The sequence below is a fragment of the Sphingomonas sorbitolis genome (genome assembly GCF_036663875.1).
In the GTDB taxonomy this organism is placed as follows: domain Bacteria; phylum Pseudomonadota; class Alphaproteobacteria; order Sphingomonadales; family Sphingomonadaceae; genus Sphingomonas.
Map to the genome: position 1 here is coordinate 515,866 of NZ_JAXOJS010000003.1, position 20,613 is coordinate 536,478.

The 20,613-nt window shown below is 67.0% G+C and carries 18 protein-coding genes and 1 tRNA gene; 11 read left to right on the forward strand and 8 right to left on the reverse strand.

Features of this window, described 5'->3' with window-relative positions:
* Positions 1 to 9 precede the first annotated feature (9 nt).
* The gene (locus U1763_RS11685; protein ID WP_332755332.1) at positions 10 to 798 is read left to right on the forward strand and encodes a hypothetical protein; all 789 of its coding nucleotides are present in this window, start codon (positions 10 to 12) and stop codon (positions 796 to 798) included.
* Between the two features lie 47 nt (positions 799 to 845).
* Here the strand turns inward: U1763_RS11685 and U1763_RS11690 are convergent, their stop codons facing one another.
* Positions 846 to 1,640: a metallophosphoesterase family protein gene (locus tag U1763_RS11690; protein ID WP_332755333.1), complete on the reverse strand. Its 795-nt coding sequence runs from the start codon at positions 1,638 to 1,640 to the stop codon at positions 846 to 848.
* Positions 1,633 to 2,727: a catalase family protein gene (locus tag U1763_RS11695; RefSeq protein WP_332755334.1), complete on the reverse strand. Its 1,095-nt coding sequence runs from the start codon at positions 2,725 to 2,727 to the stop codon at positions 1,633 to 1,635. Before U1763_RS11695 ends, U1763_RS11690 begins: the two co-directional genes overlap by 8 nt.
* A 126-nt stretch (positions 2,728 to 2,853) precedes the next feature.
* Between U1763_RS11695 and U1763_RS11700 the strand changes: the two genes are divergently transcribed.
* From U1763_RS11700 to U1763_RS11720, 5 genes are all read left to right on the forward strand, one after another.
* The gene (locus tag U1763_RS11700) at positions 2,854 to 3,528 is read left to right on the forward strand and encodes a fumarylacetoacetate hydrolase family protein (protein WP_332755335.1); all 675 of its coding nucleotides are present in this window, start codon (positions 2,854 to 2,856) and stop codon (positions 3,526 to 3,528) included.
* A 42-nt stretch (positions 3,529 to 3,570) separates the two neighbouring features.
* The gene (locus tag U1763_RS11705; RefSeq protein ID WP_332755336.1) at positions 3,571 to 5,205 is read left to right on the forward strand and encodes an OFA family MFS transporter; all 1,635 of its coding nucleotides are present in this window, start codon (positions 3,571 to 3,573) and stop codon (positions 5,203 to 5,205) included.
* A gap of 59 nt (positions 5,206 to 5,264) precedes the next feature.
* The gene (locus tag U1763_RS11710) at positions 5,265 to 6,158 is read left to right on the forward strand and encodes an SDR family oxidoreductase (RefSeq protein WP_332755337.1); all 894 of its coding nucleotides are present in this window, start codon (positions 5,265 to 5,267) and stop codon (positions 6,156 to 6,158) included.
* Between the two features lie 235 nt (positions 6,159 to 6,393).
* Positions 6,394 to 7,527, forward strand: coding sequence for a PepSY-associated TM helix domain-containing protein (locus U1763_RS11715; protein ID WP_332755338.1), 1,134 nt, complete (start codon positions 6,394 to 6,396; stop codon positions 7,525 to 7,527).
* Positions 7,524 to 7,748, forward strand: coding sequence for a hypothetical protein (locus U1763_RS11720; RefSeq protein ID WP_332755339.1), 225 nt, complete (start codon positions 7,524 to 7,526; stop codon positions 7,746 to 7,748). The genes U1763_RS11715 and U1763_RS11720 overlap by 4 nt, the downstream gene beginning before the upstream one ends.
* Positions 7,749 to 7,828: 80 nt before the next feature.
* On the opposite strand, the gene U1763_RS11725 is transcribed toward U1763_RS11720, so the two are convergent.
* The gene (locus U1763_RS11725) at positions 7,829 to 8,506 is read right to left on the reverse strand and encodes a hypothetical protein (protein ID WP_332755340.1); all 678 of its coding nucleotides are present in this window, start codon (positions 8,504 to 8,506) and stop codon (positions 7,829 to 7,831) included.
* Positions 8,507 to 8,617: 111 nt separating this feature from the next.
* Here U1763_RS11725 and U1763_RS11730 point away from each other — a divergent pair, with 111 nt between their 5' ends.
* The 3 genes from U1763_RS11730 to U1763_RS11740 all read left to right on the forward strand — a co-directional run bounded on the left by U1763_RS11730 (position 8,618) and on the right by U1763_RS11740 (position 11,792).
* On the forward strand, positions 8,618 to 9,283 hold the full coding sequence (locus U1763_RS11730; protein ID WP_332755341.1) for a response regulator: 666 nt from the start codon (positions 8,618 to 8,620) through the stop codon (positions 9,281 to 9,283).
* A gap of 169 nt (positions 9,284 to 9,452) precedes the next feature.
* Positions 9,453 to 10,877, forward strand: coding sequence for a sensor histidine kinase (locus tag U1763_RS11735; protein ID WP_332755342.1), 1,425 nt, complete (start codon positions 9,453 to 9,455; stop codon positions 10,875 to 10,877).
* Between the two features lie 57 nt (positions 10,878 to 10,934).
* Complete coding sequence (locus tag U1763_RS11740) at positions 10,935 to 11,792, forward strand: NAD(P)-dependent oxidoreductase (protein ID WP_332755343.1); 858 nt, start codon at positions 10,935 to 10,937, stop codon at positions 11,790 to 11,792.
* A gap of 3 nt (positions 11,793 to 11,795) precedes the next feature.
* Here U1763_RS11740 and U1763_RS11745 read toward each other — a convergent pair whose 3' ends face one another.
* From U1763_RS11745 to U1763_RS11755, 3 genes are read right to left on the reverse strand one after another with little or no spacing between them, the layout of a single operon-like run.
* Positions 11,796 to 12,290 carry a DUF427 domain-containing protein gene (locus U1763_RS11745; protein ID WP_332755344.1) on the reverse strand — a complete coding sequence of 165 codons (495 nt, stop codon included), beginning with the start codon at positions 12,288 to 12,290 and terminating at the stop codon, positions 11,796 to 11,798.
* Positions 12,287 to 12,652: a thiol-disulfide oxidoreductase DCC family protein gene (locus U1763_RS11750; RefSeq protein WP_332755345.1), complete on the reverse strand. Its 366-nt coding sequence runs from the start codon at positions 12,650 to 12,652 to the stop codon at positions 12,287 to 12,289. Before U1763_RS11750 ends, U1763_RS11745 begins: the two co-directional genes overlap by 4 nt.
* Entirely contained in the window at positions 12,649 to 13,224 is a 576-nt protein-coding gene (locus U1763_RS11755; protein ID WP_132897620.1) for a TspO/MBR family protein, read from the reverse strand. The genes U1763_RS11750 and U1763_RS11755 overlap by 4 nt, the downstream gene beginning before the upstream one ends.
* A 137-nt stretch (positions 13,225 to 13,361) precedes the next feature.
* Between U1763_RS11755 and U1763_RS11760 the strand changes: the two genes are divergently transcribed.
* Positions 13,362 to 13,435, forward strand: a tRNA-Gly gene (locus U1763_RS11760).
* 192 nt (positions 13,436 to 13,627) lie between these two features.
* Here the strand turns inward: U1763_RS11760 and U1763_RS11765 are convergent.
* Together U1763_RS11765 and U1763_RS11770 are read right to left on the reverse strand one after the other, a co-directional pair.
* Positions 13,628 to 14,662, reverse strand: coding sequence for a phytase (locus U1763_RS11765; RefSeq protein WP_332755346.1), 1,035 nt, complete (start codon positions 14,660 to 14,662; stop codon positions 13,628 to 13,630).
* Positions 14,662 to 17,778 carry a TonB-dependent receptor gene (locus U1763_RS11770; protein WP_332755347.1) on the reverse strand — a complete coding sequence of 1,039 codons (3,117 nt, stop codon included), beginning with the start codon at positions 17,776 to 17,778 and terminating at the stop codon, positions 14,662 to 14,664. The genes U1763_RS11765 and U1763_RS11770 overlap by 1 nt, the downstream gene beginning before the upstream one ends.
* Positions 17,779 to 18,028: 250 nt before the next feature.
* Between U1763_RS11770 and U1763_RS11775 the strand changes: the two genes are divergently transcribed.
* Positions 18,029 to 20,554: a TonB-dependent receptor gene (locus U1763_RS11775; RefSeq protein WP_332755348.1), complete on the forward strand. Its 2,526-nt coding sequence runs from the start codon at positions 18,029 to 18,031 to the stop codon at positions 20,552 to 20,554.
* Positions 20,555 to 20,613: the final 59 nt, after the last annotated feature.

Genomic DNA, 20,613 nt, shown 5'->3' on the forward strand with positions numbered 1-20,613 from the left:
GAACAGCCGATGCGGTCGGCGTACCATCCTTCGTCGATCGAGACGCGCGGCTCTGCGCGCCGGCGCAGTGGTGCGTTCGTGCTCACCGTCATCGCGCATATCCTGATCCTGTTGCTGTTGTTGCGCTTGACGCCTTCGGCCGTCGTGAAGCCCGAGGAGCGCCGCGATCCGGTCACGTTCCAGATCGCGCCGGACCAGACCGCGCCCACGCCGCAAAAGCGCACACCGTCGCCGACCAAGCAGAAGCGGGCCAGCGGTGGGTCGCCGCCGCGCGCTGCGCCGCGTGCCGAGTCCGCACAGGCACCGCCCGCGCCGCCGAAGTCGCCCCCGCCCCTGCCGATCAAGATGCTCGGCGGGATGGAGATGTTCGACGCCGCTGATATCTCGAAGATGCCATCGCATCCCGACGACCAGCTTGCCGGCGGAGACGGCGGCAGCGGCTCGGGCAAGGGCAAGGACAGTGGCGCAGCCTATGGTCCCGGCGAAGGCCCTGGTGGCGAGCGCCTGTACAAGGTCGAATGGTATCGCCGCCCGACCGACGCCGAACTCAACGGCTATCTCAAGAGCCCACCGCCGCCCAACAGCTGGGCGAAGATCGCGTGCCGGATGATCGCCAACTACCAGGTCGAGAATTGCCGTGCGCTGAGCGAGTCGCCGGTCGGGTCGGGGCTGGCCCGCGCGATGCGGCAAGCGGCGTGGCAATTCCGCGTCCGCCCGCCACGCGTAGGTGGCAAGCAGATCCTCGGCGGCTGGGTCGAGATCGATATCGAGTTCAATTCCGGGAAGGCGCCGGACTAAGGTCAGTCCTCGATCCTCCCCCGCCAGGGGGAGGATCGTAGATTTCTTCAGACGTCACTCGTGATCGAGTGCTTCTTCTCGTCCGACAGCGTCCGCGCCAACGTCTCGAAACGCCCACCCTCGACGCGGATCTCGTTGAACGCCGGCGGACTCCCCCGCGTGCGCTTCGACAGCGTGCCGGCACCGATCATCCGGATGATGCGCCCTTCGCGCTCGACCGGCACGTCGAACGGATCGTGGACATGCCCCGACAACACCGCATGCGCGCCAGCCTCGGCGAGCGCGGTCAGCGCCTCGTCGCCGTTGCGCGTCTTCGCCGTCCCGGTCGTCCCGCCCTCGATCAACGGATGATGGGCGCCGATGAAGATCAAATTGCCCTTTGGCACGTCCGCGATCATCGCCAGCGCGCGCTTGAGCGAACCGGGGCTCACGCGGCCCTTCGACCAGTTCCACCGCCACTGCGCCCGCGCGGTCGTCTTCAGCGGCACCACCGTGACGCCGGGAGGCTCCAGCGGCCGCTCGATCATCTGCTCGACCGCGGCATAGCGCTGATAGGGTGCGAACAGCCGCCGAAACGGATCCCAGTAATAGGGAATATCGTGGTTGCCGACCTCCAGCGTCACCGGCACGCCGAGCGACCGCAACCAGTCGCCGCCACGCTGGAACTCGTCCTTGGTCGCGCGCATCGTCAAGTCGCCGGTCATGATGACCGCATCGGGTTTTTCGACCGCGACCCGCTCGGAAAACCACGCGATCGCCGCCGGGTCTTCCGCACCGAAATGTACGTCGCTGACATGGAACAGCTTCAACGACGTGCCCCCCTTGGCCGATGCGTCAGGCAAGGTCGGACAACGTCGATGGCTGATGCACGGGGCACCCGTTGAACTTGCCGCGGAATTCTGCCGACATCTCGTAAGTTTCCTTGCGCACGCGATTGATCCCGCCAAGCGGCTGGTGCGCCGTGATCCCGTTCCACACGCTATAGACCAGCGCGTCGTCGGTCCGCTCGCTGCTGCCCTGATCCCATGACACCTGCGCCGGGATTTCGAGCTTGGCGATCGTCACATAGGGACTGACCGCTTCGTCCCAGACGACCGACGCGTCCTCGATCGGCATCGCATCGAGATCGGTATTGATCTGCACGCGCAACTCCCACGTCCCGCCATGCTCGGCGAAGGCGTCGCGGACGACCTCGCGCAGGGCGTCCGGTCGCGCGGTGATATCGACGAGGCTGCCGGTCAGTTTCGTCAGTTCGGGGGATACCGGGAACAGCGCGAATTTGACGATCGCGTCGCCGTAGCGGAACGCGGTCTGCGAATAATAGGTCTCGCCGAGCGGATGCACGGGCTTGGCGCCTCCAAGCGTCGTCAGCGTCGCGGACTGCGCGCCGACCGCCTCCAGCGCGGACTCGACGACGCGGAAGGTGGCGGACATCGCCTTCTTCACCCCCTCGAACCGATCCGTCGTCTTGGTCAGCAGCTTGAGGTTCTTGCCGAACGCCTTGGGATCCTTGGCGGAAAAGGCGGGGGCGTTGACCATGATGAAGTCCTGAATCGTGTCGCCTTCGGACCCCGGCAGGCGATCCCCCGCGACATCGAGGATTTTCAGCGCGAGCCCCCGCGGGAGGCTGATGCTGTCGTCGAGGATATCGCCTGCATTGGTCGAGATACGGATCACCGCCTCATACCGGCCAGGCGTCGCGAACATGCCCTGCGCCAGGATCGGCGGCAGGCCGTCGGCGATCGTGATCGATCCGCGCGCGATGCCGTGCGCCTTGGCATGGACCGCGCGCACCGCATGGCCGTAATCCTGCGACGTCGTTTCCAAGATTTCCCGGAACGAGTCCTTCATGCCCTGCAACGTCTCCGCTTCATCGGGAGCGATCGTCTCGACCGACGGGTCGAAACGCACGGGTTGGGTGCTGGGCATCGGTATCTCCACTGCGAATGCAGGTTTTCCTGGGGTATGCAGGCCCAACCCATCGTGCCCGAGGACGTTCCGCCTGCGTTGCAAACCGCGGCCGGGCACGTGATGAAGGCCGGCAAAGGAGCCATCATGCATATTCCCGAAGTCACTGCCCCGACGATCGCCATCGCCGGTACGACCGACCGCTTTCCCGTGCGCCGAATCTTCTGCGTCGGCCAGAACTACGCCGATCACGCGCGCGAGATGGGATCGGACCCCGACCGGCAGGAGCCGTTCTTCTTTTCGAAGCCCGCCGACGCGGTGGTGGCGAACGGCAGTGCCCTGCCCTTCCCGCCACAAACCGAAGACCTGCATCACGAGGTCGAACTGGTCGTCGCGCTTGGCGCAGGCGGCAAGGACGTCGCCGTAGAGGATGCCGCGGCGATGATCTTCGGCGCGGGCGTCGGCATCGACCTGACGCGACGCGACCTTCAGGCGGCGGCGAAGAAGATCGGGCGACCGTGGGACATGGCGAAGGGCTTCGACCGCTCCGCCCCCGTTGCGGCGCTGACGCCGGGCGTCCCCGCCACATCGGGCAGCATCGCGCTGACGGTCGACGGCGAGACGCGCCAGTCGGGCGACCTGTCGATGATGATCTGGAGCGTCCCCGAAATCATCGCGACGCTGTCGACCTTCGTCGAACTCGCGCCCGGCGATCTGATCTTCACCGGCACTCCCGCCGGCGTCGGCCCGATCCAGCGCGGACAGGCGGTGCGCGCGACGATCGAAGGGTTCGAACCGCTTGAGGTGACATTCACCGCCTGATCGGCCATCGTCCCCGAATATAAGCAGATAATCGGGGGGCACATGGCTGAAACAGGCGAATTTGGCGGACGGAACTCGGCCGCGGACGGCTTTCTGAGCCGGGCGCGCACGGTTGCAGGCCCCGGCTTCAACCGCTGGCTGGTGCCCCCCTGCGCGCTCGCGATCCACCTGTGCATCGGCATGGCCTACGGGTTCAGCGTGTTCTGGCTGCCGCTGTCGCGTGCGATCGGGATCACCGATCCGGTGGTCTGCAAGGACCTCTCGCTGCTCGGCGCGCTGACCACGACGACCTGCGACTGGCGGGTGAGCGACCTCGTCTGGACGTACACGTTGTTCTTCGTCGTGCTCGGCGCGTCGGCCGCGATCTGGGGCGGGTGGCTCGAGCGCGCCGGCCCGCGCAAAGCCGGCGTCGTCGCCGCGTTCTGCTGGTGTGGCGGCATGGGGATCGCCGCGATCGGCGTGTCGATGCACCAGCTCTGGCTGATCTGGATCGGCTCGGGCGTGATCGGCGGCATCGGGCTTGGGCTCGGCTACATCTCGCCCGTCTCGACGCTAATCAAATGGTTTCCCGATCGGCGCGGCATGGCGACCGGCATGGCGATCATGGGCTTCGGCGGCGGCGCGATGATCGGCGGACCGCTCGCCGACCTGTTGATGAAGCATTTCGCGAGCCCCGCAGGCGTCGGCGTCTGGCAGACGTTCCTGGTGCTCGCTTGCGTCTATTTCGTGTTCATGATGGCCGGCGCGATCGGCTACCGGGTGCCCGCCGAGGGCTGGGCGCCGGCCGGCTGGACCGCGCCGACATCGGCCAAGGCCTCGATCAGTCGGTTCAACGTCGCCTTGTCGAACGCCCACCGCACGCCGCAATTCTGGCTGGTGTGGCTGGTGCTGTTCTTCAACGTCTCCGCCTCGATCGGGATCATCGGCATCGCCTCGCCCATGTTGCAGGAACTGTTCGGCGGACGCCTGATCGATGCGCCGGGCGTGCTGTTCACCGCGTTCGACGACGACCAAAAGAAGGCGGCGGCCGCGGTCGGCGCAGGCTTTGTCGGTGCGATCAGCCTGTTCAACATCGGCGGGCGCTTCTTCTGGGCGTGGCTGTCCGATCGGATCGGGCGCAAGCCGTTGTTCGCGACGATCCTCGCAGCAGGCGCCGTGCTTTACGGTTTCGCCGCACCTGCACTTGCGGGCACCACCTTGGGCCTGTTCATCCTGGTCTTCTGCATTCTTGCGTCGATGTACGGCGGTGGGTTCGCGACTGCGCCTGCCTATCTCGCCGATCTGTTCGGGACCAAATATGTCGGCGCGATCCATGGCCGGTTGCTGACCGCGTGGTCGACGGCGGGCGTGGTCGGCCCGCTGCTGGTCGCCAACATGCGTGACCGCGCGATCGCGGCGGGTGTGCCCCGCAGCGATATCTATCCGCCGATCTTCTGGGTGCTGGCGGCGATGCTGGTCGCCGGGTTCGTTGCGAACCTGTTCGTCCGGCCGGTCGCCGCCAAGTTCCACATGCCCGCCGACGACAGGCCCGTTACGGTCGAGACGGTGGCCGGCGGGACGGTCGCCACGGCTACCGGCACCTCGCCGGTGGTCGTGGTCGCGTGGCTCGCGGTCGGGCTGCCGATCCTCTGGGGGATCTACATGACGCTGTCGAAGGCGTTGATCCTGCTCAAGTAAAGCGCAACCCGATCGGTCGGCCATCGGTTGCCCCTGTTCCCCCCAGACAGGAGCTTCCCATGGCCGACCGGCTCACGATGCAGGATCCGCGCACGCAATATCCGCAGCCCCCCTTCCCGCAACAGCCGCAGGAAGCGCCGGGCATCGCGTCGAAGATGGACCCGAAGCCCGATCACGGCGAGACGAGCTACAAGGGCTCGGGCAAGATGACCGGGCGCAAAGCCCTGATCACAGGTGGCGACAGTGGCATCGGTCGCGCCGCGGCGATAGCCTATGCGCGCGAGGGCGCCGATGTCGCGATCGTCTATCTCCCCGCCGAAGAAGCCGACGCGCAGGAAGTCGTCGCACTGATCGAGGCCGAGGGTCACAAGGCGCTTGCGCTGCCCGGTGACGTGAAGGACGAATCGTTCTGTCGCGACGCGGTCCAGCAGGCGGTCGATGCGTTCGGCGGTCTCGACGTGCTGGTCGTCAACGCCGGTCGCCAGCAGACGCGGCCGACCGTGGCCGATATCTCGACCGATGATTTCGACCAGACGATGAAGACTAACGTCTATGCGCTGCACTGGTTCGTGCAGGCGGCCGTCCCGCATCTGCCCGTCGGCGCGGCAGTGGTCACGACCGCGTCGGTGCAGGGTTACGATCCGTCGGACAACCTGCTCGACTATGCGACCACCAAGGCGGCGATCGTCGCCTACACTAAGGGTCTCGCCAAGCAGCTGATCGAAAAGGGCATCCGCGCCAACGTCGTCGCGCCTGGGCCGTTCTGGACGGTGCTTCAGCCGAGCGGCGGCCAACCGCGGGAGATGGTCGAGACCTTCGGGTCGAAGAGCCATTTCGGCCGCCCGGGCCAGCCGGTCGAGATCGCGCCAGTGTATGTGCTGCTCGCTTCGCAGGAGGGGAGCTATATCACGGGCGAGGTCTACGGCGTCACGGGCGGCGCGGGAGTAGCCTGACGTACGATCCTCCCCCGCAAGGGGGAGGTGTCACCAAAGGTGACGGAGGGGGAGGAACGCGCAACCGCGGTTACCCTTACCTCCCCCTCCGTCTGGCAAACGCCAGCCACCTCCCCCTGGCGGGGGAGGATCGTCAAGCTCACCACACCGCTATTGCACATCGTTATCAATTCTGTACTTGTATCCCGGTGACCGCCCGGAAGATCATATCCCTCGTCAGAACCGCTGCCCGCACATGACCCGCGGCACGATCAAGACCTGGTATCTCGTCCACAAATGGACGAGCCTGATCTGCACCGCGTTCCTGCTGATGCTGTGCGTGACCGGCCTGCCGCTGATCTTCGAGGAGGAGATCGATGGCTGGCTCAACCCGCCCGCGCCGATGGCGACGCTACCCGCGAATACGCCATCGCTCTCGCTCGACACCATTCTGGCCCGCGCGGCGAAGGCGGCCCCCGGCGAGCTCCCGCTCTACATCAGCTTCGACGAAGAGCGCCCGATCGTCTACGTCACCACCGGCCCCACCGCAGATGCAGCCCCGGCAGCGATGCATTTCCTCGCCTTCGACGCGCGCACCGGGGCGAAGATGCCGCCCTACGTCCCCGGCGTGATGGCGTTCATCCTGAAACTCCACACCGACATGTTCCTCGGCTTCTGGGCGGAGATCTTCCTGGGCGTGATGGGCCTGCTCTTCTTCGCCGCGATCGTGTCCGGCGTCGTGCTCTACGCACCGTTCATGGCGAAGCTCGACTTCGGCACGCTGCGCCGCGGACGCAGCAAGCGGCTCGGCTGGCTCGATCGCCACAATCTGCTCGGCATCGTCACGCTCGTCTGGGCGAGCGTCGTCGGTGTGACGGGGACGATCAACACCTTCGTCGTGCCGATCACCGCCATCTGGAAGTCGAACGGCCTCGCCGAGATCATCGCCAGCGAGACGCGCACCCCGCTCGGGCCCCAGCGCGCATCGGTACAGGCGGCGCTCGACGCGGTGCAGCGCAAGGCGCCCGAGATGAAGCCGCAGTTCATCGCCTTCCCCGGCGTCGTCTTCAGCAGCCCGCATCACTACGCCGTGTTCCTGAAGGGCGCGACGCCGCTGACGTCGAAGCTGCTGCTACCCGGCTTCGTCGATGCCGCGACCGGACGGCTCGACGCGGTCGTGCCGATGCCGTGGTACATGCAGGCGATGTTGCTCGCCCAGCCGCTGCATTTCGGGAATTACGGCGGCCTCGCGATGAAGATCGTCTGGGCCATTTTCGACATAGTGACGATCATCGTGCTCGGCAGCGGGCTGTATCTTTGGCTGCGTCGTCGCGGCGGTCCGAGCGACCAGCGCGTCCGCGAAGTCGTGATGGCGGGAGAAATCGCATGACTCACAAGACCAACGGCCAGATCTTCGCACTGCCGATCCTGCTGGGCGCCTCGACCTGTGCCGGGCTCGGCGCAGGCCTGATCGGCGACGGCGTCTGGGATGTCGGCGCAGGCCTGCTGCTCGCGCTGCCGCTGGTCGTGACCGGCCGCTACTGGGTCCGCGCACCGATCACGCAATCGCGCGCCGCCGAAGCGCCAAGGGTCGCGTCGATCGCCCACTAAAGACGATCCTCCCCCGCCAGGGGGGCGGAGCGTTCGTGCCGATGAAAAGATGGAGCCGGTGTTACCCGGCTCCACAGACTTCAGGTCGCTGGCGTCGCCCGCGGGGCAGGTACCGCTGCCGGTGCGGGGAGCGCTCCGGCTGGTGCGCGGGCTGCTCCCGGCGCCATCGGCGGCGGTGCCATGCCGGCTGGCGGGGGCGGTGCGACCCCGGTTGGCGGCGGCGGGGGAGCACCCGGACCGCCGGGGCCGCCCGGACCGCCAGGTCCACCGGGACCACCGGGGCCACCCGGACCGTCGCGACCCGGACCATCAGGACCAGGGCCATGCGGACCGCGCGGCGGGCCACCGACCGGGCCGAGTGCGGTCACCTTGCCACCGGGCGCCACCAGGAACGAGGCGTGGACGAAACCATCCTCGAACCGACCCTGGATCGTCACCGGCTGCCCGGTCGCGACCAGGTTGCTACCCTCGCCGCCGCGACCGAGATCGACCAGCGCACGGCCGGTGCGATCGGCCATCACGAACTTGTTGCCATATTGCTCGGCGACGGTGCCGCGGATCGTGACGATCCCGTCCGACTGGAGCGAGCGGATCGCGACCGGGGTGGCGGGCGCCATCGTCACGCTCGGACGCGTGGCGGCGACGGTGACGGCACCGGCGGCACCACCGACCACGAGCAAGCCGGCGGCGGCGAGTGCCAGGCGGTTGCGGCGGAGATTGAACCGCTTGCTGGGCGCGGTGTGGGAATGTTCGGTCATTGCGTCGTTCCTCTCATTGGTTGACGAATCACCGTTTAGGCGCACGCTGCCGACGCCCGCTGAACCAAGCCGTTCAGTTTCCGTTGTGATCTTGGACATAGGGACAGGCGCATGCGGGTATTACTGGTCGAGGACGATGCGGCGATCGCCGACGGGTTGGCGCGAGCGTTGCGCGCGGAGCATTTCGCGGTCGACGTCGCGAGCAACGGCGAGGACGGCGGCCATCTCGGCGCGACCGAATTGTACGACGCGGCGGTGCTCGATCTTGGCCTGCCGAAACGCGACGGGTTGTCCGTCCTGCGCGACTGGCGCGCAGCGGGCCGCGACCTGCCTGTGCTGATTCTCACGGCCCGCGATGGCTGGTCGGAGAAGGTCGAGGGGTTCAAGGCGGGCGCCGACGATTATGTCGTGAAACCGTTCCGCGTCGAAGAGGTGGTGATGCGCCTGCGTGCGCTGGTCCGCCGCGCCGCCGGTCATGCCGCGGCGCGCGTGACATGCGGGCCGCTGACGTTCGATGCGCAGCTCGGCACGTTCGAGCGCGATGGCCTGCCGCTGAAGCTCACCGCGTTCGAATGGCGCGTGTTGTCGGCGCTGATGCTCCGCCGCGAAGTGGTGATCGAACGCGCCGACCTGATCGAGCGGGTGTACGAGGGCGATGCGGATGTCGACTCGAACTCGATCGAGGTGATCATCGGTCGGCTGCGGCGGAAGATCGGGGCGCAGATGATCGAGACGGTGCGCGGCCGTGGATATCGGCTGACGGCGGACGAGGTGTGATGGCGATAGCGCAGACCATATTCGACACCCCGGCGAAGGCCGGGGCCCAATTGGGGGACGTCGCTGACGGAGCGCAGTCCACCGTTATAAAAACCTTTCCAATTGGGCCCCGGCCTTCGCCGGGGTGGGGTTCAGTAGGGCGATCGCTATACCTGGAAGAGCGCACGCAATGACCCGCCTCCGCCTCATCCCCCGATCGCTCTTCGGGCGAATGCTCGTCATCGCAGGGCTGTCGACCGGGCTCGCGCTGCTGTTCGCGGGGGTGACGATCAGTCATGTCCTCGAACGCTTCGTCACACGCGGACTCGACGAGCGGCTCGATGCGCAGGTCGCGGTGCTGGCGCGTGCGGTCCGTCCCGATGCGACGCTCGACCGGACGCGCGCGGTCGACCTGCCCGAATTCGGCGAGCCCGGATCGGACTGGTCGTGGCAGGTCGAAGGCCCCGCCGGTCGCTTCGATAGCGGCACGACCCGCCCCCTGCCCCCCATCACGCCCCCGATCACGCCCCCCGCCCCCAAGCCGGCGCCACCTATCGAGGCAATGCCTCCAGCCCCGCAGCCCGATCCCGGACGCCCTCATCCTCCCGGCCCGGGCGGCCCCGAAGATCACGCGCTCCACGCCGACGACACGCGCGATCGGAGCGGCAATCGCCTCCACTCGCGCACGATGGACGTCGCCACGCCGCGCGGCCCCGTGACGATTACCGCGATCGGTCCCCGCCGGATCGTCGAGGAGCCGCTGCGCGAGGCGATGATCCCGCTGCTCGGCTCGCTCGCCTTGCTCGGCATCGGGCTGGCGCTGGCGACGTTCGTGCAACTTCGGTTCGGCCTGCGTCCGCTGCGCGATCTCCGCACGTCGCTTGCAGCGGTCCGCGCCGGTACCGAACGCCACGTCCCCGACGACCAGCCCGGCGAACTGCAACCGCTCGTCACAGAACTCAACGCGCTGATCGACCAGAACGCCGCCGGGCTCGCGCACGCACGCCAGCATGTCGCCAATCTCGCGCACGGCCTCAAGACCCCGCTGGCGGCGCTGTCGCTCAAGCTGGCGGAGACCGGTGCGGACGACGACGTCCGCGACATGGTCGAGCAGATCGACCGCCGCGTCCGCCATCATCTCGGTCGCGCGCGCGCCGATGCGACCGGCGGCGCCCGCGTTCGAACACAGATCGCCCCCGCGGTCGACGACCTGCTCGCGGTGTTGCGGCGGATCCATGCCGAGCGAGCGATCGCGGTCGAACGCGCCATCCCCGCCGATCTTGCAGTCGCGATCGACCCGCAGGATCTCGACGAGATGATCGGCAACCTGCTCGACAATGGCTGGCGCCATGCGCGGTCGGCGCTGACGATCGATGCGCGCGCCGCCGACGGCATGGTGACGCTGGGTATCGCCGACGATGGCGACGGCCTCGACGACAGCGCGATCGCGGAAGCGATGCTGCCCGGTCGTCGTCTCGACGAACGCAGCGACGGCCACGGCTTCGGCCTGTCGATCACGCGCGAACTCGCCGAACTCAACGGCGGCAGTCTCGCCTTGGGCCGATCGCCGACCGGCGGACTGATCGCGCGTCTCAGCCTGCCGCTGCGCGCCTGACGCAGCGATCCGCTGCGGCGTGCGTTGGCCCGCTACGGACAGTCGGAAGGATAGAGCATGAAAGTCGGATTCATCGGTCTTGGCCAGATGGGCAGCGCAATGGCCGCCAATCTCGTCAAGGCAGGGCATGAGGTGACGGTGTGGAACCGCTCGCCCGACAAGGCGGCGGACCTGGTTGCAGCCGGCGCGACGCTGGCCGCAACGCCCGCGGCGGCCGCGCAGGGCGACGTGGTGATGACGATGCTCGCGGACGACACCGCGCTCGAAGCCGTGGTGTACGGCGCCGATGGCATCCTGAACGCGCCTGCGCTGCACGTGTCGCACAGCACGATCGGCGTCGCGCTTGCCGACCGCCTCGCCCACGACTCGGATCGCTATATCTCGGCCCCCGTATTCGGTCGGCCGCCCGCCGCCGAAGCCGGCAAGCTGTTCGTCGTCGCAGCCGGCGCGGACGATCTGATCGATCGTTGCGAACCGCTGTTCGAGGCGATCGGCCAGCGTGTCTTTCGCGTCGGCACCACGCCGTCGGCCGCCAATCTGGTCAAGCTCAGCGGCAATTTCATGATCATGGCCGCGCTCGAGGCGATGGCCGAGGCGATGACGCTGGCGGAAAAGGGCGGCGTCGACCGCGCAACCCTGCTCGACGTGCTGACCGGCACGTTGTTCTCCGCGCCGGTCTATAAGACCTATGGCGACATGCTCGTGGCCGATGCGTTCAAGCCCGCCGGATTCGCCGCGCCATTGGGGTTGAAGGACATGAACCTCGTCGATGCCGCCGCGAGCACTTCGCGCACGCCGATGCCGCTGCTCGGGATCGTCCGCGACCATTTGCGCACTGCGATCGCGCTGGAGGGCGAAGACGTCGACTGGGCCGGCGCAGGCCTTGCGGTGCGCCGGGCCGCCGGACTCAAATAAGGCTTACCAGTAACGACTGCCGGGCACGCCCTTGAACGGCCCGGCAAGATCCGCGGTGATCCAGCCGCCGTAGAAGCCGCAGGGCTGCGGCACGACAATCTCGCCATCGACGGTGCACACATCGAACGGTGCAGCATAGAAAGCGAGATGGTCGCGCAAGGCCGCAAACGCGCGGGTCGGTGCGGGATAGCTCCAGGCGATGTCGCGGTGCGTCTCGCCGTCGAGCACGAGATCGTAATAGACCGCATCGCCCTTCCACTCGCAGAACGACAGATGCGTTGAGCGCCGTAGCAGCGCCATAGTCACGTCGTCGGGCGGGATATAGTAGCTCGGCGGATGGCTGGTTTCGAGCGTCCGCACGCTCGCGCGCGTATCCGTGATGACCTGCCCACGATGCTCGATGCGGATGTGGCGCGCACATCGCTCGGCGATCGCGGGACGGGGGAAGTCCCAGACGCTGGTCTGTCCGGGCAACACCGGATCGCGGGCGACGGTCATGGCTTCACCGCCTCGCGCCGTCGCAGCGCGCGCTGCAACTTGGGTCGGACGCGCAGGAAGCCGATATAGACGCGTTCGAGCAGGCCCAACACGATCGGCTGGCGCGCAGCGAGCCCCAGCGGGCGCAGAACCGGGATCGCCCGCCACATCGCCGCAAACGCCGCCGCGCCCGAGAGCAATTGCCCGTCCTCACGTGCATGGAACCGCGCGAGCAGCTCGCGCCGGTCGATCGGGCAGGAGGCGTCGCCATCGGTCGCATCGATGAACTCGATCGCGCCGCGCCGGTCGAGCCGCCGCATCAGCGTGATTTCGCGCCGGCATAGCGGGCAGTCGCCATCATGCCATACGGTCAGCCGGCTCATCGTCGGGTGTCGTTGCGCTGGCTGATCCGGGTCGCGAGTACGGTCGCGAAGCCGAGCCAGGCGACGAACGGCACGCCCAGCCCCGCCGCCGGCCGATCGACCTTGGCGGCGGTGGCGACATAGGCGGCGCCGGTGACGACCATCCCGCCTGCCGCGATCGCGCTCGTCTCCAGCGCGCGCTTGCGGAAGAACAACTCGGTCCACCCGCCGACCATCGCGGTATTGAGCAGCCACAGCCCAACCGCGGCGTTGCGACGCGGATCGGCCGGCGCGCGCATCAGTCGATAGCCGCCAACCGCAAGCCCGGTTTCGAGCACCGGCCAGACCGCGCCGAACACCGCGTCGGGCGGCGTGAAGCCCGGCTTGTCGAGCCGTTTGTACCAGCGCCGCGTCTTGGGGTGCGAGGGATCGGGCGCGTTACGCCGTCCCAACACTGCGCTCGCGCCCAGCACGCCGGCCACGATCAACGCCGCAACCGGCTTGGACAAGCCCGTCCGCGACACGCCGGTCCGCGACGGATCGGTCAGCGCAACGTCCGACGGGTCGGTGTGGATCGGTGTAGAGGTCGACATGCCCTGGTCCTTTCGGGCACGACGCCCGTGGTGCTACAGCGTCGGACGCCCGCGGACGTTCCGTGTGCGCTTGATACTTGAACTTCACGATCGTGCCGGGTACGGACACCGCATCACGCCTCGAACGACGCGTGTCGGCGGGTGTAGCTCAATGGTAGAGCTTTTGCTTCCCAAGCAAGTGACGAGGGTTCGATTCCCTTCACCCGCTCCAAATTTCCATCGATGTGATGTGATCGTAGCCCGGTTCTCGTAAGGGGCGCGCACGACGGATCGACCCTCGCCCGTTGGCCGACAACGCGCCGTACCGCGCCAAGCGCACCGGTCGCGACCACGTGGTGGTCGCGGACCAGCTCGCTACGCTGTCGATCGCGGCGGCATAGCGCGCGCGCCGGCGTGGCGGCGGTCAGCGCAGTTTCAGCGCCCGCCGGACGGCATCCCAACCGACATATTTGAAGTTCTGCGTGGCGGGCGCGTTGTCGCCGTCCTGTGCCACCAGCAACCCACCCGGATAACCAGGGCCGAAATCGCCGAGCATCAGGTCGATGCCGTCGGTGTCGCTGGTCCCGTCGATACCGCCGCCCCCGATCCGGAACCGGCCCGCATAGGTAACGCCCGGCAGACGGTAGAGCGTGTAGGCGTTGTCGCCCTGGCTCGACACGACTAGATAACCGCCGGTCCTGCCCGACGGGGCGAGCGCCAGACCCTCGGCATCGGCGACCAGCGTCCTGCCGTCGACCTTGGCGATCGGGGTCCCGGTGACGGGTGCGGACGGATCGGCGTCGAACCGCCAGAGCCCGACGTCTTCCTCCGCGACATAAAGCTGCCCGGTGCGATCATCGACGACGCAGCCTTCGGATTGGGTGGCGAGCTTCATCGATCGGACCGTCGTGACCTTGGGTGATGCACCCGACAGGTCGATCGCGACCTGGTCGATGCGGCCGTCCTTGAGCACGACGAAGCCGAACAGCGCGTGGTCGCGCGCGCGGGTCCAGAGGCACATGCCGTAGGCCTCGCCCGGCCCGACCGAGAAGCGGCCGAGCGGGACGAGCTTTGCTGCCGCCGTGTCGAGGGTGAACAGCGAGACGTGTGCGGTGGCGATGTCGGCACGGTCGCTCGCGGCCGCGATCACGCGCCCACCGGTCTTGCCGCCAAGATCGCGCAAGTCGACGTTGTTGAGGCGCGCGGCGGGCGTGAAGCTCAGCCGCTTGCCCGTCAGGCTATAGACGTGGATGCCCGCCTTCTTGTCGGTGCCGATGACGAGGCTCTTCGCCGGATCGCTCGCGTTGCGCCAGATCGCCGGATCGTCCGCGGCGTCGGCGGCGGTATCGACGGGGTCGGTCTCGACCGTCGCTGCGACCATCGGCGCCTCCACCGCCACCGGGACCGAGGTCGTTGCACACCCCGCGAGCAGCATCGCGGCAAAGGGAAGCGCGCGCATCAGAACGTCACCCGCACGCCGCCGGTGTAGCGCCGCCCGAACGTCTCATGTTCGATCGTGTACGCCGACGACCCGACATAGCGGCGGCCGGGACCGTTCAGCAGATTGGCGAAATCGCCGTAGATCTCGACATTGCCGTTGATCGCGTAGCGCACCGATGCGTCGAGCTCATTGTCCTTGGCCCAGTAGAAGTCGCCGCCATCGACGCCGCGGACGGTGTCGCCGACCTTCGCGACCGAGCCGATCGCGTCGAGCCATGCCGAGCGGTTCTGGTACGAGACACGCGCGGAGAATCCGTATTTCTCGTAATAGGCGATCAAATTGTAGATCGCGTCCGACGCGCCGGGCAGCCGTACCTTCCGCGACGGGATATCAGCCGTGCCTGGCGTGTCCGCGCGGCTCTTGTTGATCGTCGCATTGAGCTGGATGCCGAAGCCACCCATCCAGTCCGGCAGGCCGAGATCGGCGGTGAACGGATCGAGCTGCTGCTGGATCGCGCCCTCGATGCCCATGATATAGCCCTTGCCGCCGTTCAGGACGGTCGAGAACTGATATTGCGAGCGATCGGTATTGCCGCTGTTGAGGATCGTGCTGCCGAAGGTCTGCACCGAGTCGAACAGGACGTTGGTGACGTCCTTGTAATAGGCACCGATCGACAGGAAGCCGCGCGGCATCGTGTAATATTCGACATAGGCGTCGATGCCCTTGGCCTTTTCGGGCTTCGCGTCGGGGTTGCCGCCGGACACGGTCAGGTTGGCGTCGTTATAGGTCAGGTTCGGGCGGAGCTGATCGTAATCGGGCCGTGCGGCGCCGGTGTTGAACGACAGCCGCGCCTTCATCCGATCGTTGACGTCCCAGTTCAGGTGGAGGCTCGGATACACCAGCGTCTGGCTCGATTTCGCCTCGACCGGCGTCGCCACGCTCGTAGCGGCGTTGATCGAGAACGCCCGCGCGTCGTTGCGGATATGCTCGACGCGGGCGCCGCCGATGATGCTGCCCCAGTTGGTCGTCACCGTGGCCATCGCGTACGCCGAATAGACCTTCTCGCCGACCTTATAATAGTTCGCGTCGACCGGCAGATAGCTGGCGACGGTCTTCGCCTGGTCGACCAACCCGAGCACCTTGTCGCGGTCGAAATACTGGAAGGTGTAGCCAAGCGGGATCTCGCCCTGGAACCCGCCGGACTTGGCGATCGCGGAATAGTTGGTCGAGATCCCCGCGGCGGCAAACTGCGCTGCGCCGTTGATATCGAGCAGATCCTCGTTCGCGGTCTTGGTGCGATCGTCATAGCGGACGCCCGCCGTGAACACCGTCTGCGCGCCGAACAGCGACGCCTCGCGGCTGACGTCGAGCTTGGCGGTGTACGCCTCGGTCACGTCCTGCGCCTTCAGCGAGCGGAGACGGGTCAGCGAAGTCGGGAAATCCTCGATCGCGGTCACCTGCGCACCGCGCGAGAACGTTCCGTCGGCGTTGCGGATCGTGCGGAACAGCTGGACCTTGGCAAGCTGCGGGTCGGTCAGGTCATAGCCCACGGTCAGCCGGTTGGTGGCGTTCGTGAAGCTGGGGCTTTCGTAGTTCAGCTGCGCCGGCTGCGTTCGGTCGTCGATCGAGCGCGTGAAATTGCCGCGCCATGCGACCTTCCACTCGCCGAGTTCGTGATCGCCGCCGACCGTGTTGGTGAACACCGACTGCTTGTATTTGCGTACCGTGAAGTTCGCGTTGAGATCGACGCCGTAGACGGTGCCGAGCAAGGGCGTGTTACCGGTGCAGATGTCGGCATAGCCGGTGGTGCCCGATGCGGGCCGAGCGTTGACGGTGCAGGCGGCGCTGCCGGTCGGCGCCCGCGACTGCTGGTCGTCGAGATCGAAGATGTAGTTATTGCGCTGCTCATCGTCCTGGAACGCCGAGTAGATCGTCTCGGCGAACAGCTTGTGGCCGGGCGCCGGGCGCCAATCGAGCCGGGTCGACAGCGAGTAGTTCTTCCGCGTCAGCCGGTACAGCTTGTTCTCGGTCTCACGTGCCCAGTTGCGCGTCTGATAGCCGGGCCGCTTGTCTTCCTTGACCGCTTCGAAATCGGTCTCGAAATTGTCGGTGACCATGCCGCGACGATACAGGCTGGCGGACGAGACGATGCCGAACTCGCCGATCCCGGTGTCGATCCGGTCGGAGATGACGAGCGAGCCCTCATATTCGGTCTTCTTGCCGAGTTCGACATGGCCGAGGCCGCCCTTGGCCTGCACTTTCATACCCGGATAATCGAACGCGGAGCGGGTGATGATGTCGACATTGCCGGCGATCGTCTCGCCGGTCATGTCGGGCGTGACGGCCTTACGCACGATGATCTGCGAGGCGATCGCCGACGGGATCGAGTCGAAGCGGGCGTCGCGCCCTTCGGGGCTGACGACGTTGATGCCGTCGATCGACAGTGTGGTCCAGTTGATCGGCGCGCCACGCAGCGTGATGTAGCGTGCCTGGCCCTGGTCGCGCTGGACGCCGACGCCGGGCAACCGGCTGACCGCCTGTGCGACGTTCTGGTCGGGCAGGCGCCCGATCGAGTCCGAGGCGATGACCGAGACGAGCGACGGGCTGGTGCGCTGGATCTGGAGTGCTGCGGCTTCGGATTCGGCGATCGGACGCGAGCCCGAGACGACGATCTCCGCCCCCTCGCCTGCGCCCGCATCCGTGCCAACGGCCGCGGTCATCGCCACGTCGAGCGTTACCGGGGCATCGGCGACCGTGACGGTCCGGCGCGCATCGGGGAAGCCGACATAGCGGATCACGAGTTCGTGCGTGCCGGCGGGGACGCCGTTCAGCGAGAACCGCCCGGTGCGATCGACGACCGTCGACAGGTCGAGCGCGGGGATCGAGACCGATGCGCCATCGAGATAGTCGCCGCTGCCAGCCTGCGACACCGTGCCGGTAACCGATCCAGGCGCGCGCGGCGCCCCGACTGGCGTTACGGCGACCGGGGTTGCCGCGACCGGCGTTGCGGCGATCGGGGCGGCAATCGGGCCAGCATGCGCGGTGGCGATGCTCAACGGCAGCAGCGCGCAGCCGGCGAGCAAGCCATGCGCGAAAACAGGGCCGCGAAAGCGGCGCGACAGGTTGGATGTCATGATGGGTCCCCGGATGTCCCGGCTTTGTCCAGCCGGCTTGGGAGGCGCGGTAGCCGCTGCGGATGGCAGCCGCGTTACGCGTGCGTGACAGGAACATGACAGCCCCGTCATCTCGCGCGGCATTGGCGGCGCGCATTAAGCCAACATTAAAAACGTCGGACACGCGATTCTTATAAACGTAACGGACGTGCCACGACCGCCGCCTATCGCGCCCCTCAAGGCAAACACTGCCGAAAAAGGGAACTCCTCGATGTTGAATTCAGCAAGCCTGCGCTTGCGGCTGCTGGCCGGCGCCGCCCTGACGGTCGCGATCGCGTCGCCCGCCTTCGCCGCTGCCGCCACGCCGACTGCCACCAAGGATACGGCGACCGTCGCCGCCGCCGATCCCGTGCCCGTCGATCCTGCCGCCCCCGTGACCGCCGACCCTGCGGACCAGACCGGTCTCGGCGAGATCGTCGTGACCGCGACCAAGCGCGAGACGAACCTGCAGAAGACGCCGATCGCGATCAACGTCCTCAGCAGCCAGGCGCTGACCGACCGCCACGTCCAGAGCCTGTACGACCTCGCCGACGGCGCGGTGCCGTCGTTGCGCGTCGCGACCTTCGAGGCGCGCCAGTCCGCGCTGACGATCGGCATCCGCGGCATCGTCCCGCTCGACGCCAACCAGCCCGCCCGCGAGCAGGGCGTCGGCGTCTATATCGACGGCGTCTATCTCGGTCGCCAGCACGGCCTGAACGCAGCGCTGTTCGACGTCGACCGGATCGAAGTGCTCAAGGGCCCGCAGGGCACGCTGTTCGGTCGCAACACCGAAGGCGGCGCGCTCAGCATCGTCACCAAGGGCCCGAGCGGCAAATGGGGCGGCAGCGCGACCGGCGGGATCGCGAACTACGGCAGCTACAACGGTACGCTGCATCTCGACCTGCCCGAAACCTACGGCGTTTCGCTAAAGCTCGACGGCGTCATCCAGCATCAGGATGCGACCACCAAGAACCCGCTCGAGGGCCAGACTGGCTTCAACTATTATCACCGCCGCGGCTTCAAGGCGACCGCGCGCGTCCACCCGATCTCGGGCATGACCGCCGATTTCAGCTACGATAACGGCTATGACTCGAACAGCCCGTTCTACAGCCAGCTGCTCAACGTGAACCCGAACGGCTGCAAGGCGGGGGCGCAATCCGCGTCCCCTGCTTGCGCGCTGCCCGGCACCAACTACACGACGCTAACCGGCAGCGTGAAGCCGCTCCCGAGCCAGGTCGTGGTCAACGGCACCAGCCGCGCGAAGGTCGCCGATATCGGCGTTCCGCAGCAGCCGAGCGTCGACAAGACGCACGGCTTCACCTCGAACATCCGCTGGGACGTCGCACCCGAGATCGAACTCCGCTCGATCACCGCATGGCGCGGGGTGAACGCGACCCAGTATGACAATAGCGGCGGCTATCACCGCGTCCCCGTCGTCGCCGCAGGCTGCACCGGTACCGCGTGCAACTTCAGCCGCTACAGCCTCGCCGACCTCCACCAGAATCAGTTCAGCCAGGAATTCCAGGCAGTCGGTACGGTCGGCCAGTTCGACTACGTCGCCGGGCTGTATTACTTCAACGAGCACATCAGCGACGACGCGGCGACGCCGAACTCGCTGGCGTTCAATTCGGCGCTGACGACGATCTCGGTGCTCGATCCCTGCACCGGGTCGGGCGGGTTCGGCTCGCTCGTGGGCTGTCGATCGATCGATCGTGCCTCGGAAGTGCATTCGAAGAGCTATGCCGGCTACGGCCAGGTCACCTGGAACGCGACCGATCGCGTCCACCTGACCGCGGGCGGCCGTTACACACGCGACGAAAAGCAGGGCGTGCTGCATTATTCGCGCAACCTGAACTACGACACGGCGACTGCCGCTCAGCTGACCGCGGCCGGCTACAAGCCGCTCGATGCCACCTGGAACCGGTTCAATCCGATGGCGACGCTCGCCTATGACGCGAGCGATTCGGTCCATGTCTACGCCAAGTACGCGACCGGCTACCGCGCCGGCGGTGCAAGCTCGCGCACCTCGAACTACCAGACGTTCAACCCCGAGGACGTGAAGTCGTACGAGATCGGCGCGAAGACCGATTTCTGGAACCACCGCGCTCGCCTGAACCTTGCCGGCTACATCATGGATCGCAAGAACAGCCAGGTCGACATCAGCTCGATCCAGACGACCGCGTCGGGCAGCTTTAACAACCTCGTGACGATCAATGCGCCGGGGATTACCAAGATCCGCGGGATCGAGGCCGATCTGACGGTGCAGCCGGTCGACGGGCTGACGCTGACCGCAGGCTATGCGTACACCTACACGAAGATCCCGCCGGTGCTGATCGCGTCGACCGGCGTGTACCAGAACTTCTACATCGTGTTCACGCCGCGCAACGCCGCCAACGGGTCGATCGACTACACGATGCCGATCAGCGACATGGACCTGAAGTTCCACCTCGACGGCAACTACTCGCAGGCCACGCAGACCTTCGACCAGTTCGCGACCAAGAACGATCCGGCGTTCATCGCCAACGCGCGTCTGGCACTGGCGAACATCCACGTCGCTGGCAGCAACGCGGTGACGATCTCGGCGTGGGTCCGTAACCTGTTCGACAAGCGGTATGTCTTCCGTCGCGATCCGTCGAACAGCCTGCCTGGCGCCCCGACGACCAACCTCACATCGGGCAGCGTCAACAACGTGCTGGGCGACTATGGCAACTTCAACGCGCCGCGCACCTACGGCATGGAAGCCTCGGTCAAGTTCTGACCTCACGATCCTCCCCCGCAAGGGGGAGGTGGCGCCGAAGGCGACGGAGGGGGAGGATA